14 protein-coding genes are annotated in these 14,381 nt (G+C 36.6%); 8 read left to right on the forward strand and 6 right to left on the reverse strand.

Annotation, left to right across the window (positions count from 1 at the left end):
- The first annotated feature begins 12 nt into the window (after positions 1-12).
- The 6 genes from AC6H33_RS10935 (at position 13) to murU (ending at position 6,500) form a co-directional block, all read left to right on the forward strand.
- On the forward strand, positions 13-1,119 hold the full coding sequence (locus AC6H33_RS10935) for a glycoside hydrolase family 3 protein (protein ID WP_497604921.1): 1,107 nt from the start codon (positions 13-15) through the stop codon (positions 1,117-1,119).
- The gene (locus tag AC6H33_RS10940) at positions 1,119-2,588 is read left to right on the forward strand and encodes a sodium:solute symporter (RefSeq protein ID WP_497604922.1); all 1,470 of its coding nucleotides are present in this window, start codon (positions 1,119-1,121) and stop codon (positions 2,586-2,588) included. The genes AC6H33_RS10935 and AC6H33_RS10940 overlap by 1 nt, the downstream gene beginning before the upstream one ends.
- The gene (locus AC6H33_RS10945; protein WP_497604923.1) at positions 2,581-3,687 is read left to right on the forward strand and encodes an anhydro-N-acetylmuramic acid kinase; all 1,107 of its coding nucleotides are present in this window, start codon (positions 2,581-2,583) and stop codon (positions 3,685-3,687) included. Before AC6H33_RS10940 ends, AC6H33_RS10945 begins: the two co-directional genes overlap by 8 nt.
- Positions 3,680-4,621: an aminoglycoside phosphotransferase family protein gene (locus AC6H33_RS10950; protein ID WP_497604924.1), complete on the forward strand. Its 942-nt coding sequence runs from the start codon at positions 3,680-3,682 to the stop codon at positions 4,619-4,621. Before AC6H33_RS10945 ends, AC6H33_RS10950 begins: the two co-directional genes overlap by 8 nt.
- Positions 4,622-4,689: 68 nt before the next feature.
- Positions 4,690-5,814 carry a Wzz/FepE/Etk N-terminal domain-containing protein gene (locus AC6H33_RS10955; RefSeq protein WP_497604925.1) on the forward strand — a complete coding sequence of 375 codons (1,125 nt, stop codon included), beginning with the start codon at positions 4,690-4,692 and terminating at the stop codon, positions 5,812-5,814.
- 23 nt (positions 5,815-5,837) lie between these two features.
- Complete coding sequence (murU, locus tag AC6H33_RS10960) at positions 5,838-6,500, forward strand: N-acetylmuramate alpha-1-phosphate uridylyltransferase MurU (protein ID WP_497604926.1); 663 nt, start codon at positions 5,838-5,840, stop codon at positions 6,498-6,500.
- Here murU and AC6H33_RS10965 read toward each other — a convergent pair.
- Positions 6,487-6,633: a hypothetical protein gene (locus AC6H33_RS10965; protein ID WP_497604927.1), complete on the reverse strand. Its 147-nt coding sequence runs from the start codon at positions 6,631-6,633 to the stop codon at positions 6,487-6,489. The genes murU and AC6H33_RS10965 overlap by 14 nt on opposite strands.
- A 74-nt stretch (positions 6,634-6,707) precedes the next feature.
- Here AC6H33_RS10965 and AC6H33_RS10970 point away from each other — a divergent pair, with 74 nt between their 5' ends.
- Positions 6,708-7,694, forward strand: a complete 987-nt coding sequence (locus AC6H33_RS10970) for a lytic murein transglycosylase (RefSeq protein WP_497604928.1) — start codon at positions 6,708-6,710, stop codon at positions 7,692-7,694.
- A 12-nt stretch (positions 7,695-7,706) separates the two neighbouring features.
- On the opposite strand, the gene AC6H33_RS10975 is transcribed toward AC6H33_RS10970, so the two are convergent.
- From AC6H33_RS10975 to AC6H33_RS10995, 5 genes are all read right to left on the reverse strand, one after another.
- Positions 7,707-7,949 carry a high-potential iron-sulfur protein gene (locus tag AC6H33_RS10975; protein WP_497604929.1) on the reverse strand — a complete coding sequence of 81 codons (243 nt, stop codon included), beginning with the start codon at positions 7,947-7,949 and terminating at the stop codon, positions 7,707-7,709.
- An 89-nt stretch (positions 7,950-8,038) separates the two neighbouring features.
- The gene (locus AC6H33_RS10980) at positions 8,039-8,875 is read right to left on the reverse strand and encodes a D-hexose-6-phosphate mutarotase (RefSeq protein WP_497604930.1); all 837 of its coding nucleotides are present in this window, start codon (positions 8,873-8,875) and stop codon (positions 8,039-8,041) included.
- Positions 8,862-10,121, reverse strand: a complete 1,260-nt coding sequence (locus tag AC6H33_RS10985) for a sugar MFS transporter (protein WP_497604931.1) — start codon at positions 10,119-10,121, stop codon at positions 8,862-8,864. The genes AC6H33_RS10980 and AC6H33_RS10985 overlap by 14 nt, the downstream gene beginning before the upstream one ends.
- Before the next feature lie 10 nt (positions 10,122-10,131).
- Positions 10,132-10,965 (reverse strand): HAD-IIB family hydrolase, encoded by an 834-nt coding sequence (locus tag AC6H33_RS10990; RefSeq protein WP_497604932.1) that lies wholly within the window; start codon positions 10,963-10,965, stop codon positions 10,132-10,134.
- Between the two features lies 1 nt (position 10,966).
- Positions 10,967-12,586 carry a cation:proton antiporter gene (locus tag AC6H33_RS10995; RefSeq protein WP_497604933.1) on the reverse strand — a complete coding sequence of 540 codons (1,620 nt, stop codon included), beginning with the start codon at positions 12,584-12,586 and terminating at the stop codon, positions 10,967-10,969.
- Positions 12,587-12,740: 154 nt separating this feature from the next.
- Between AC6H33_RS10995 and pyrG the strand changes: the two genes are divergently transcribed.
- Positions 12,741-14,369, forward strand: a complete 1,629-nt coding sequence (gene pyrG, locus AC6H33_RS11000) for a CTP synthase (RefSeq protein ID WP_497604934.1) — start codon at positions 12,741-12,743, stop codon at positions 14,367-14,369.
- Positions 14,370-14,381 lie beyond the last annotated feature (12 nt).

Consider the following 14,381-nt stretch of genomic DNA (forward strand, 5'->3'; position numbering starts at 1 on the left):
AAGGCACTGTTTTTGAAACTACTGATACTCTCTCTTCTCTTTGTGCTTAATGTTTCAAACTTAAGCGCATCCCAAAGCTCTGTCGATGATGAGACACTAAAGAAGATGATTGGAAAGATGCTAATCGTTGGATTTGAGGATGAAACCATTGATGAAAATAGTAAAATAGTCTCTCTTATCAACCGCTATGAACTTGGCGGTGTTATACTCTTTGACCGCTTCTATAATGACAAAACAAAAGTAAAAAACATCAGCTCTGCAAAACAGCTCAAGCTCTTAACTATGAAACTACAATCCTTTGCAAAAAAACCCCTACTTATAAGTGTTGATCAAGAGGGCGGAAGAGTTGTGAGACTAAAACCAAAGTATGGTTTTGAAGCAACGCCTTCAGCTAAAGCTGTCTCTGAAAATGATGAGTATATGTCTAAACATATCTATAACGCTCTGGCGAAAACATTAAAACAAAGTGGTATAAATTGCGACTTTGCCCCTGTTGTAGATTTGGCTATAAACCCTCAAAACAGCGTAATATACGGCTTAAATCGCTCCTATGGTGCTACTAGTGATGAAGTTGTAAAGTATGCAAAAATATTTATGGATTCACTTGAAAATGAGGGCGTTATTAGTGTTTTAAAACATTTTCCAGGACATGGCTCATCGCTTGGTGATTCACATGAGGGTTATGTTGATATTAGCAAAACTTGGAGCAAAGCGGAGCTTGAACCATATAAAGAGCTGATAAAATCTAGTAAAGTTCCAATGATAATGAGCGCTCATGTCTACAACTCAAAACTTGATGAGAAATACCCAGCCACTCTTTCATACAGCGTAAATACAAAATTGTTAAGAGAAGAGCTTGGATTTAAGGGTGTCTTAGTGAGTGATGATTTGCAGATGAAGGCAATTTCGTCCAAATATAGTTTAAATGAAATTGTTATATTGTCCATAAACTCTGGTGTTGACATACTTCTTTTTGCAAATCAGTTAGCTACACAAGATATTGACGCTCTTGTTGAGACAATATTTAAAGAGATAAAAAATGGCAATATCTCAATGAAGCGAATAGAAGAGTCAAATGCTAGAATTGAACAACTTCATAAAACATATAAGTTAAAATAGTGCAAAGTGCCTTTTCAGCCCTTGATTGGCTTGTTTTTGCCTCATATTTTCTCGTTCTTGCTCTTAGCTCTTTTATCTTTAGCAGAACCAAAATAAGCTCTTCACGAGAGTTTTTTCTCTCTCCTAGCGCAGTTCCGATGTATGCGGTTGCACTCTCTGTTCTTGCTACTTCTCAATCAGCTGCTACTTTTTTGGGAGTACCAGAACTCTCTTATAGCGGTAATTTTACTTTTATAGGATTTTACTTCTCTGCTCTTTTGGCAGTTATCTTTATCGCTTATGTTTTAATTCCAAAATATTATGAGATGAGGGCAGTCACAGTTTATGAACTCCTAGAGTCACGTTATGGCAAAAGTGCGAAACAACAAGCTGGAGTTATGTTTCTAATAGGGCGAGTACTTGCTAGTGGCGCAAGGCTATACATTGGTGCCTTAGCTATCTCTATGATTTTATTTAACGATATTATTTTTGCTCATGTAGCAATCTCTATAATTATCTTGATGGTTGGAGCGCTTAGTTATACCTACTTTGGGGGTGTGCGTTCAGTTATTTTAAGTGATGTGATTCAAGCTGTAGTTTACATAAGCGCTGGGGTTGCGGTTGTGATTTATCTCTATCTCTCTTTAGAGAATATTGAGATATTTAAAACACTCAGCGAGGCTGGAAAACTAAAGTTTATAGACACTTCATTTGATGCTAACTTCAACATCATAGGGCTTCTTAGCGGATGGCTTCTTTTAAATATCGCAGCTTTTGGGCTTGATCAAGATATGACGCAAAGAGTTCTTGCATGTAAAAACAAAGATGAGGCGGCAAAAGCTCTTATCATCTCAATACTGCTTACTATTCCCGTTGTTCTGCTTTTTTTGAGTATCGGTGCTCTTCTTTATCTGTTTTATATGCAAAGCAGTGTAGCACAGAGTTTTGATGGCGAGAAGATAACAGTTTTTATGTACTACATACTAAATGAGATGCCTGAGGGGCTTAGAGGTTTGGTTACAGTAGGTGCGATTGCAGCAGCGCTCTCAAGTGCAAACTCAGTCCTTGGTGCTATGGCATCGGTTGGCGTTGAGGATTTATACAGACCTTGGAGATTGGCGCGTGGTGAGGTAGATGAGGAGCATTTTGTAAAAGCTTCAAGAGTAGCTGTGCTTATCTTTGCCCTTCTTTTATCTCTAATGGCTATGCTTAGTTACTTCTGGCAGCGATATAGTGACCTCTCCTTAATTGGCTTTGCTCTTGGGGTTATGTCGTTTGCATATACTGGTCTCTTAGGTGTCTATTTTTCAGCTATATTTACCTCTCGTGGAAACAGAACAACTGTTCTTATTGCCCTAATTATGGGCTTTATCACTGTTTTAGCACTTCAGCCATATATGTTTGGCATAACGATAGGATTTGCCTCTCAAATGGTTATAGGAACAGTTGTCTCGTTTTTGATTATGCAACTTGGAGATAGTCGTGAGTGAATTTTATATAGGTGTGATGTCTGGAACCAGTCTTGATGGGATTGATGTTGCATATTGTGAGATAGAAGATGAGGCTTTTGAAGCTATCTTGTGTGCTTCTTATCCATTTGATACAGAGTTAAAGAGTGATATTTTAGATGCTATAAACACTCAAACAACACTTAAAAAGATTGGTGAGATAGATACTAGACTAGGCAAGATGTACGCAGATGCACTAGAGAGATTTATAGATGAGAACGGTATCGAAGCGACTAAAGTAAGAGCTATTGGTCTGCATGGGCAAACTCTTTGGCATGAGCCTGAGAGCCAAAATCCATTCTCTATGCAGTTGGGAAATGCCAACATCATTACAGCTAGGCTAGGCATACCTGTTGTAAGTGATTTTAGGCAAAAAGATATTGCTCTTGGAGGTCAAGGAGCACCTTTTGCTCCAGCATTTCATCAATTTTTATTCTCTAAATTAGGCACGAATGTAGCCATCTTAAATATTGGCGGTATGGCAAATATCACGCTTCTCACCGAGCCTCTTATCGGCTATGATACTGGATGTGGTAATGTGCTTATGGATTATTGGATTTCACACTATAACGGAGCTTCTTACGACAAAGATGGAGAGTGGGCAAAATCTGGAACCCCAAATAGAGCTCTCTTAAGGGAGTTTCTAAGAGAGCCTTACTTTTTAAAAAGTGCCCCAAAGAGCACTGGTCGTGAGCTTTTTGGCGAGAAATGGCTTATAAAACAGCTAGGTAACTTTGCTAAAAAAAATCAAAATAGCCCTTACATAAAAGCGAGAGACATTCAAGCCACACTTCTTGAGCTAACCGTTATAAGTATCGCAAACGAGTTGAAAAAAAGTAAAACGACTCTACTTATTGGGTGTGGTGGAGGCATTTGCAATAGTCATCTCATGAAACGTTTGCAAGAAGAACTTAATGATATAAAAATAGTTTCAAGTGATGAGTATGGTGTAAGTAGTGAGTTTATGGAAGCGATGGCATTTGCTTGGCTCTCTCGTGAGAGAATCCATAAAAAATGTGTTAAAATTTCGTCCGTTAGCGGAGCGCTAAGAGATTCTATTTTAGGTGCTATTTATGAGTAAAATACAAGAGTGGTTAAGTGAGACTTCATTTAAAAACTACACTATTGAGAGTGCACTGGCAGATGCTAGTTTTAGGAAATATTACAGATTGCGAAACGGTGATAGAACTGCGATTTTAATGGACTCTTCTCAAGAACTGGATTCACTAAAATCTTTTATCAATATAACGCTGAAACTTTGTGCTGCTGAAGTGTGTTCGCCAAAAATCTTTGAACAAAATCAAGAAGATGGTTACTTAATATTAGAAGATTTTGGAACAACCCATTATCTAGATATTTTAAATAATCAAAACTATAAAGCCTTTTATACAAAAGCTATAAATTCAATCTTGAAGATGCAAAAGACAGATAGCTCCTCACTGCCTCTTTATGATAGAGCGTTTCTTCATTTTGAGATGGATTTAATGCAGGAGTGGTACTTAGAAAAACTCTTAAAAGTAAAATTAAGCGTCTCCCAAAAAGGGCTTTTAGAAAAGACTTTAGATGCTATAAGCAAGGTTGTTTTAGAACAGCCTCAGGGGGTGTTTGTTCATCGTGATTTTCACTCCAGAAACATTATGCTAAAGAGTGATAACAAGATAGGTATCATAGATTATCAAGACGCTATGAGTGGCGCTGTTACTTATGACTTGGCCTCTTTGCTAAAAGATTGCTATGTTGCTTATGACAGAAAAGAGATTAAAAAACTAGCCTTGGAGTTTCGTGATAAAAAAGGGATAAAGGTAGATGATGAAACCTTTATAAAATGGTTTGACTTTATGGGGATGCAAAGACATATCAAAGTGCTTGGAGTTTTCTCACGCTTGAGCATACGTGACAAGAAAAATGGCTATCTCAAAGATATACCTCTAACTCTGAAGTACCTCATAGATACAGCACAAAGATATGAGCAGACAAAAGAGTTTGCAAAGTTTTTGGATAGCGTAAAGGGTTAGTTTTAAACAGCAGAGCTCAAATGTCAAGGTCTATATAACTAATTTTCAAAAATAAAAAAGCAGTAATAATGAATAAAACACAAACATACATACAAGAAGATGAGATAGATTTAAGAGAACTTGCTAAGACCATATACAGATATAAAACACTCATCATATCAATCACACTAATCATCACGGCTTTTGCAACAATTTACGCTTATATGCAAAAACCTATATATGAAGTAAAAGCAAATATTCAAGTTGGACATATAGGCGAAAATCTGCTTGATACTCCAAAAAACATTGAAAAAATAGTCTCAGTTGTGTTTAATGTTGAAGATAAAAAAAAGGTTGACAACTTTACATCAGAAATCACAAGCGTAAGTGTAAATAAAGATGCACCTGATTTTATAGAACTCAGAGCAGAGGGCATATCAAATGATGAAGCTCTTAAAAAGAGCAGAGAAGCTTTAGACTACCTAAAGGGTATGCACCAGAGCAAGATAGAGCAGTATCTGCTAACTACAAAAAACAAGATTGAAAACAACAATAAAGCAATAGAGCGGATTGAAAATTATGAAACGCCAAATATAAAGCATGAGATAGAGCGAATAAAATCTCAGCAAATAGCTAAGATAGATGAAAAGATAACTATGCTTTTAAAAGTAGAGCTTCCTGCGGTTGAAGAAAAACTAACAAACTATTTGCAAAAAATCTCAGAGTACAATAAAGAGACACAAAAACTGGGCAAAACCATACAAAACTCATCTAATGAAACCTCAGTAATGATATCTTCCATGCAGATTCTAAACTACCAAACTATGCTATTAAACGCTTTAAACAAAACAGAAGATCTTAAAATAGAAAAAGAGAGTATCTTAAAAGAGCGTATTCCCAACCTAGAGAGAGAAAAAAAGAACTTAAGTGATGAAAACATCAGAAATCTACAATACAAAATTGATATCGAACTTCAAGAGAGAATATCTAAACTAAGAGATGAGATAGAACTTCTAAATCTTTATTTAACTCCAAACTATGTGAAAAATCATGAGTTGGTTGGTGATTTTTATATTAGCGAACACCCTATCAAACCAAAGAAAAGATTAATAGTAACGGTTGCATTTATTAGTGCCTTTATCCTCTCTATCTTTCTTGTTTTTATGATTGATTTTTTCAAAGCACCAAAAAAAGATGAAAACAGAGTGGCATAAATATTTAAAGGTGAGAGAAGCAAATGAGAGCCATGATACTAGCAGCAGGACGCGGAGAGAGAATGCGTCCACTCACAGACAAAATCCCAAAACCGCTTATAAAAATCCGCTCCAAAGCACTTATTGTGTGGCATATAGAGAAACTTGCCTATCTTGGGTTTAGTGAGATTGTTATAAATATAGCGCACCTTGGAGATAAAATCATCTCATATTTAGGAGATGGCTCCAAATGGGGAGTTAGTCTGCTCTTCTCTGATGAGAGAGAGAGTGGTGCTCTAGAGAGCGCTGGTGGAATCATAAAAGCACTCCCCTTGCTAGGAGATGATACTTTTTTGGTCGTAAATGGAGATGTTTGGTGCGATTATGAGTTTGAGAGTGATTTTGATTTGGGGGATGATTTGGCACATCTCATTTTAGTCACAAACCCTAAGCACAATCTCGCAGGTGATTTTGGGCTTGATAAAGATAGAGCTATAAATAACGCAGATATAAAATATACCTTCTCGGGCATAGGATACTACAGTCCAAAACTCTTTAACACTCTTTATGAAGCAAAATTGCCATTAGCACCTATTCTTCGTCAAGCTATCGATAATAAGAGAGTAAGCGCTTCTGTTTATGACGGTGTATGGCACGATATTGGCACACCAGAGAGATTAAGCGTGGCAGAGGCTACTTCTCTATAAACTGCCCGCACCCTTTTACTTCAGTCCCCTTGAAGGTCTTATAATCTTGATTTCCATCTAAATATGACTGAAATCTAGCACACTCCTTGCTCTTTAGACATATCTCGTTGTTACAAGCTTTATCTACTTCCATCTCTTCTCCTCTATTTTGTTTTTTAAACTCCGCTATTATACTAAAAAAGTAAAAAACAGGGAGTTTCACACATCATGAGAAAGTTATTTTTTATCCTAGCGATACCGATTTTTCTTTTTGCTAAATATGAGAACTGCTCTTTTAAAAATAAAAATTATGAAGATATATGTAAAAAAGCAGTAAATAGCGGAGTAACCTACGAATATGCAAATGAATTTTTACTCTCATACTTTAAAACAAAAAAATTTGATGAAGTAAGCTACAAATACTTACAGCCAGAGTATATAGCACAGCATAAAAAAAATGAGAAAAGAGCAAACAACACACTTGTAAAATATATCTCTGAAATGGTTATCCACTTAAGAGAGTATGAGGAAGTGTATGATTTTGTAGAAAAAGAGTATGGAGTAAATCGCGAAATAATCGCCTCTATCTTGATAAAAGAGACAAGACTTGGAAAGATAAAACCATCACATGACGCTTTTGTAGTCTTTAACACTCTAGTGCTAAGAGTAAAACCAAACTCACAAAGAGAAAAATGGCTCCTAAATATGGGCAAAACGAATATGGTCTCAATAATTACGCACTGTTATAAAAGAGGGGTTGCACCATTGGAGTGTAATCTTCCTAGTTCGTACGCTGGAGCTATCGGGATTCCACAGTTTATGCCAAACAGTTTTGTATATGCAAAGGGTTATAAAACAGAGATTGGAGATTTGACAAAAATGGAGGATGCAATCGTATCTGTTGCAAATTTTTTACATGAAAAAGCAGAATTTACGGCTATGCTTGATTGGAGTAAAATTCCAAACATAGTTGAATTAGAGTCTAAGTGGTACGATTTTGAATTTGAAAACAGTGATGCTTCCTTTGTATATGCCAGTAGCAAAAAAGGGGATAAAATCTACAAATGTTTCACATGTGGTAATGTAGAACTAGATTATGTGCGAGAGTACACTCAAAAAATCATGAGCTATAACAACTCTTCAAACTATGCCATTGGAGTTATGCGTCTAGCTTATGAGGCACAAAGAGAGCTACTGCTTACTAAAAGCAAGTAGCTAAAAATGTGACTATTTTTTCTTCATATAAATAGTACACCAACCATCAGGGCTAATTGAACCCTCGACCATCTTGCACTCACCAGTCTCAGGCAGATAATAGATACAATCTGAACACTTTTTTCCATCTAATGGTGTCTCTTGATATCTAAATACCTTCTTTGGTGCCTTTGCATAAAGCGGTGTCGTACTCCAAGTCACTAAACCCAACATAGCCATATACGTTATAAAACCTCTTCTTGATGAAATTTTCATAACACTATCCTTTAAAAGTAATTTTTACTCTACAAGAGAATATTCCTATTGCTCTTAAGCTATAATAAATTATTATATTTAAGTGGCTATTAAAAGATTTGTGCTATTAGTGTATGGGATTGCTTTGGCTCTATTACTCTTGTGTCATCAAAGGCATTCGCTGATTCTATACACACGAAATGTTCATACGCATCTTCTTTCATGGCACTCATTCTTGAAGTTTTTTCTATCCATGGATTCCAGACAACAACAGAGGCAGAGTTTGTGTTTTTTATATGAATCTCTCTGTTTTTATCCACTAATATTATCTTATTATTAACCTCTTGATAGACTCTGTCAACCTCTTCTTCAAAACGGATATTGCCTCCTTGAACCTCTTTTTGCCATGAGAGAGCATCAAGATATGGTTTTTTATCCAAGCCTTTTATAGCTACTTCAGAGATATGTGAAACACTGAAGTATGTGTGAAGAGCTTGGGATATTTTAAAAACCTTATCATCTAAGTTTGTAGTTTTTAACTCCATCTTTAGCTCTTTGGAAATTGTGATTTGAAGCTCTAAGAGAAACTTATAGTTCCAAATTTTGAGTGTTTGTTCACTGTTGCTCAGTCTAAAGAGAAGAGTAGTCTCACTATCATCTATCTCATTAGCACCTACAAACTCCCACATTGTAGTTCTTGCAAAACCGTGTTGAGGCAGAGTTTTATCTTCACTAAACCCAAACCATGGCCAACACAGAGGAACACCGCCACGAATTGCTCTGCCTTGCTCAAAATCGCTAATCTCGCTAAGCCATAAAATAGCCTCTTGCCCAACTCTTTGATACTCAAAGAGATGCGCACCTTGAAGCGCTACTTTTGCTGTTGCAGAACTGTTTTGAACCTCTATATACTCAAATCCATTAGAGAGTTTTTTATGCGTTATCACTGTTTTTCCAAGATGAGATTTTATGCCCTGCGACAGCATAATAGAGTATAAAAGCATAAGAGAGTATGCCAAGAAGATATGCTGTTTGCATATTTGAGACCAGCTGAGCAATTTTGCCAAAAAGAAGCGGAAGAAGCGCTCCTCCCGCTATTGACATGATAAGCAGTGCGCTCCCCCTTGGAGTATGTTTGCCAAGCCCATCAAGCGCTAATGGCCAGATAGTCGGCCATACAAGAGCATTTGCAAAACCTAAAAGTGCGACAAATGTTATAGTATCTGGAAGAGTCCTAACTCCACTCCACCCCCATAAAATCTCAGATGAAGTATGAGAAGTTGATGATGAAAATACAACACCGAGTAAAAACAAAATACCAAAGAGGGCTGAGCCTACAAGTGCGGTTTTTTGTGAGATATATTTAGGTATAAAAATAATTCCCGCTACATATCCAAGCACCATAAAAAACATGGTAAAAGAGGTAAGAGTGCTATAACTCTCAACTCCAATACTTTGCGCATAAAGAGCTATCGTATCTCCTGCGATAACCTCTATACCGACATAAAAAAAGAGAGCGATTGAGCCTAAAATAAGGCGTGGAAATTCAAATATAGAACTTTTTTCACCACTTGAAGCATCATCTTTTATTGTGAGATTTTCTAGTGATGAGCGCTTGATAAGAACAATAAGAGCTACCAATATAAGCGCCATAACAATATATGGAACTATAAGTTTTTGGGCAAGAGCATCTCTTGAAGCTTCGCTCATCACATCTTGTGTACCAACATCCAAAAAGAGCAAAGCGCTAAAGACGATAGGCGCCAAAACTCCAGCACTTTTGTTTATGATTCCCATTATGCTTATTCGCATAGCCGCACTCTCTACTGGACCCAGATAAACGATATATGGATTTGAAGCGCTTTGAAGGATTGTAAGCCCTGTTCCTAAGGTAAAGAGCGCGATTAAAAAGATGATAAATTCAGCACTTAGCGCTGCTGGTATAAAAAGAAGAGCGCCAAACGCCATCACTCCAAGTCCTAGAGCCATGCCATCTTTATAGCCAGTTTTTTCCAGAACATACGCCATAGGAAGAGCCATCACAGTATATGAGATATAAAAAGCAAATGTTACAAAGAGTGCTTCAAACTCATTAAGCTCACATACTATTTTTAAAAATGGGATTAAAGAGCCGTTTAACCACGTTACAAAGCCAAAGATAAAGAAGAGAGTACCCATGATAAACATAGGCATAAACGAGCTTTTAGTAGACATTTTTTAGACTATCAAGATAGTGTGCTACAGCGTCTTCATCATTTGTATGTTCTAGCACAATCTTTGCTAATTTTTTTACACCATCTTGTGCATTTGCTACGGCAACAGAAGTTCCAGCTATCTCAAACATTCCAACGTCATTGAAGTTATCACCAAATACTGTTAATTTATTTAAGTAAAAACCCATATGTTCACTCACGCTTCTTATCCCGTGAGACTTATCTGCATCTTTATGTAAGATAGTTAAAAAGTAGCATCCAACGTAAGCTTCTGGAGCCAGTATATACTTAAATATATTGCCAAAGATTGCTTCTAAGTGTTTTGCCAACTCTCTAAGAAGTACCTCATCGCCAAAATAGACGATTTTAAAGTTCTCTTGCATCGCTCTGATATCTCTGCACTCGCTTAAGTTATCATCACCTTTATATCTCGATAGTACACTTTTTTGGTGCTCATTTAACGTGCTTGAGTATAAAAATGCCTCATTTAGGTTTTTATCTCTCAATGCTAAAACAAAAGGGTAGATTCCAAACTTTGCACCCTCATCTATTATGGCATCTCCTGCGTCTTTTGCTATAAATTTTGAATCTATTATCTTTTTATCTACAGTTGCAATTAACGCACCATCTAGAAGTATCATCGGAGCATTTATCTCTACATCACGTAAAAACTGCACTGTTTTTTTATATGTTCTAGCTGTTGCTATGGTTGCGATAGAGCCCTGCGCCATAGCGTTCCATCTGCTTTTAGTAAAATCGCTGAGGCTTAAATCAGTTCGTAAAAAAGTGTGGTCCAAATCAGTAATATATATATTTTTCATCATCTTAAAACTTTAAACTGCATGTAGCCATTTTTTCAACAAGCAGTCTAGCTACCTCAACTTTGTCATCAACCATAGATGTTATCTCCAAATCTTCAAGATTATTTATATCTTCCATTGTGGAAACTTTTACAATCAGATTTACATGTTTTGTATGTTTTAGTATCGCTTCGCAAATCGCTCTTTTTTTCTCTATATTATCAAGCGTTACGATTACACCAGCAGAGCCCTCTGCATTAAGGGCTTCAAGAAGAGAGTGTTTTGCCATATCTCCAAGATATGCCTCTTTTTTGTCTGCTAGAGCCTCTTGAACATGTTTTGGGTTATTATCGATTATGACATAGTGAGCATCTATCTTATCGAGGTACTGTGCTACAAACTTTCCTGTAATACTGTATCCGCAAACTATTACATGATTTTGTCTTGATGTAAAGGCAGAAGTTTTAAGTCCAAGATACTCATAATTTGTCAGATAGCTTACAAATCTATTTATTTTTGAGATAAAAAATGGAGTAATTACCATCGAAAAGATTACTATAAGAACAAAAAGCGACTCCAACTCTTTGTTTAAGAGTCCGCCCATACTTGCAACGGCAAAAATTACAAAAGAGAACTCTCCAACCTGAGAGATAGCAAGTGCAGTTTTTAGGGAGCGTGAATGTGAAGAGGTAAGGCGCAAAATAAGATAGGTAACAGCTGTTTTTAAAATCATAACAAGCGCAAACAGACCAGCGATTGTTCCAAAATTAGCTATAAAAAACAGTACATCTATCTTCATACCCACAACAATGAAAAATGTACCAAGTAAAATATCCTTAAATGGCCCTATATCTGATTCTACTTTGTGATGGTATTTTGTCTCGGCTATAATCATACCTGCAACAAAAGCCCCAAGAGAGTATGTAAAGCCCATATATGAGGCTAAAAGAGCCGCGCTCACAACTATAAAAAGAACAGAGCCCATAAAAAGCTCATCTACTTCACTTGAAGCGGAGAAGTGCAGAAGCCATGTCATAACTCTTCTACCAACTATAAACATAAGACCAATAACCAGCACAGCACTTATAGCAGTATCTCTTAAGATTATAAGCACACTCTGATCTGCATTACTTGTTAAAAATCCTAAAAGAATCAAGATAGGAATAACTGCAATATCTTGAAAAATAAGTATCCCAGTTGCTTGTTGTCCATATGGACTATGAATCTCTTTTGAGCTCTTTAGATAGCTAAGAACAACAGCAGTAGAAGAGAGGGCAAATGCCAAAGATAGGATAAGTGCTGAGATTGAATCCAATGAAAAAAGATAGTGACTAACTGCATAAACTATAAGAGTTGTAAAAGCTACTTGCAAGGAACCATTTAAAAATATCTCTTTTTTCATGCTGTACATTCTTGCAAGAGAGATTTCAAGCCCTATTGTAAACATCAAAAAAACTATACCAAACTCACCAATATGCTCAAGCGTAGAAGAGTCATTCATATGTCTTAAATCAAATAAATATACAATTACTGTGCCAGTAAAGATATAACCAATTATCTGTGAAATACCAAAACGTTTTAAAATTAGGTTGAGTATAGTTGAGACACCAAGTGCCATAACTATATATAGAAGTGTTGAATCCATGAAAATCTTTCAGATATTTTTTATAGTTTTTATTTACACCATAATGAGGTTAAAATTATAGCTAAATAACCTTTTTGTATGGGTCCCTTTATTCTTAATTTTAAGAGATACTACACTATAATTGCCACTTTAATTGACATTTTGGAGCTATTTTATGACTAAATATATTTTTGTAACAGGTGGTGTTTTAAGTTCTCTTGGAAAAGGGATTACAGCTGCTAGTATTGGCACTCTGCTTAAGCACTCGGGCATACAAGTAGGCATGTTAAAAATAGACCCATATATAAATGTTGATCCTGGGACTATGAGCCCGCTAGAACACGGTGAGGTTTTTGTCACAAAAGATGGAGCTGAAACCGACCTAGATATAGGAAACTATGAAAGATTTTTAGATACTTCATACTTAAAATCAAGCAACTTTACCACAGGACAAGTCTACTCATCGGTAATTGAGAGAGAGCGCGCAGGTGGATATTTAGGACAGACTATTCAAGTTATTCCTCATATCGTTGGCGAGATTGTAAAGCGCATAAAAGAGGCTGGAGAGGGTCACGATATACTTATAGTAGAACTTGGCGGGACTGTTGGAGACATTGAAGGACTTCCGTTTATGGAGGCGATTCGCCAGATGAAACATGATGATGAAGTTGAGGGAACTTTCTTTGTGCATGTAACGCTTATCCCTTTCATTAAAGCAGCTGGAGAGCTAAAGAGTAAGCCTACACAGCACTCTGTTCAAGAGCTTCGCCGTATCGGTATAACTCCACAAATGATAATTGCAAGAAGCGAAAACGCACTTCCTAAAACATTTAAGAAAAAACTGGCAATGAGCTGTGATGTATCTTCAGATAGCGTAATTGAAGCACTTGACGCGGCTAGTATCTATGATGTACCTATCTCATTTTTAAGACAAAATATCTTAAAGCCCATATCAAAAGAGTTGGGGCTAGGTGAACTCAATCCAAATATGGAAGAGTGGGACTCTCTTGTAAAGAAGATAGTTCAACCAAAAGATCGCGTTGTTGTTGGTTTTGTAGGGAAATATCTTGAACTAAAAGAGGCTTACAAATCTCTAACTGAAGCTCTTATCCATGCAGGAGCACATCTTGATACTCGTGTTGAGATTCACTGGGTTGATAGTGAGAAGATAGAAGAGAGAGGAGCAGAAGCACTTCTGGGCGACTGTGACTCTGTTTTAGTTGCTGGTGGATTTGGAAATCGTGGTGTTGAGGGCAAAATTAAAGCAATTGAGTATGCAAGAGTAAATAAAATTCCTTATCTTGGTATCTGTCTTGGTATGCAATTAACACTTGTAGAGTATGCAAGAAATGTACTTGGATATGAGGGTGCAAACTCAGTTGAGTTTGATGAAAATACTCCATATCCTATGATTTATCTAATAGACAACTTCTTAGATCAAAGCGGAAACAAACAGCTCCGTACTCACAAATCTCCAATGGGCGGAACGCTAAGACTTGGAGAATATCCATGTGATACGCTTGAGGGCTCTATCATACGAAAAGCATATCATGGAGAAAAAACCATATATGAGAGACATCGCCATAGATATGAAGCAAACCCAACTTACCGCAAAGCACTTGAAGATGCTGGTATGATTGTTACAGGGGAATCTGATGGGCTCATAGAAACTGTTGAGATAAAAGATCATCCATGGTTCCTAGGTGTTCAGTTTCATCCAGAGTTTACATCAAGACTGCAAACTCCAAATCCTTCAATCCTTGCATTTGTTGAAGCAACATTAACTATATCTCAAGAAGAGTAGTACATTTTTAAA

Source organism: Sulfurimonas limnophila (assembly GCF_059705345.1).

Excerpts from the sequence above, each read along its gene's own strand:
- AC6H33_RS10950 (WP_497604924.1), top strand. The coding sequence starts at position 3,680 with ATGAGTAAAATACAAGAGTGGTTAAGTGAGACTTCATTTAAAAACTAC.
- AC6H33_RS10955 (WP_497604925.1), top strand. The coding sequence starts at position 4,690 with ATGAATAAAACACAAACATACATACAAGAAGATGAGATAGATTTAAGA.
- murU (WP_497604926.1), top strand. The coding sequence starts at position 5,838 with ATGAGAGCCATGATACTAGCAGCAGGACGCGGAGAGAGAATGCGTCCA.
- AC6H33_RS10965 (WP_497604927.1), bottom strand. The coding sequence starts at position 6,633 with ATGGAAGTAGATAAAGCTTGTAACAACGAGATATGTCTAAAGAGCAAG.
- AC6H33_RS10970 (WP_497604928.1), top strand. The coding sequence starts at position 6,708 with ATGAGAAAGTTATTTTTTATCCTAGCGATACCGATTTTTCTTTTTGCT.
- AC6H33_RS10975 (WP_497604929.1), bottom strand. The coding sequence starts at position 7,949 with ATGAAAATTTCATCAAGAAGAGGTTTTATAACGTATATGGCTATGTTG.
- AC6H33_RS10985 (WP_497604931.1), bottom strand. The coding sequence starts at position 10,121 with ATGCCTATGTTTATCATGGGTACTCTCTTCTTTATCTTTGGCTTTGTA.
- AC6H33_RS10990 (WP_497604932.1), bottom strand. The coding sequence starts at position 10,965 with ATGATGAAAAATATATATATTACTGATTTGGACCACACTTTTTTACGA.
- AC6H33_RS10995 (WP_497604933.1), bottom strand. The coding sequence starts at position 12,586 with ATGGATTCAACACTTCTATATATAGTTATGGCACTTGGTGTCTCAACT.
- pyrG (WP_497604934.1), top strand. The coding sequence starts at position 12,741 with ATGACTAAATATATTTTTGTAACAGGTGGTGTTTTAAGTTCTCTTGGA.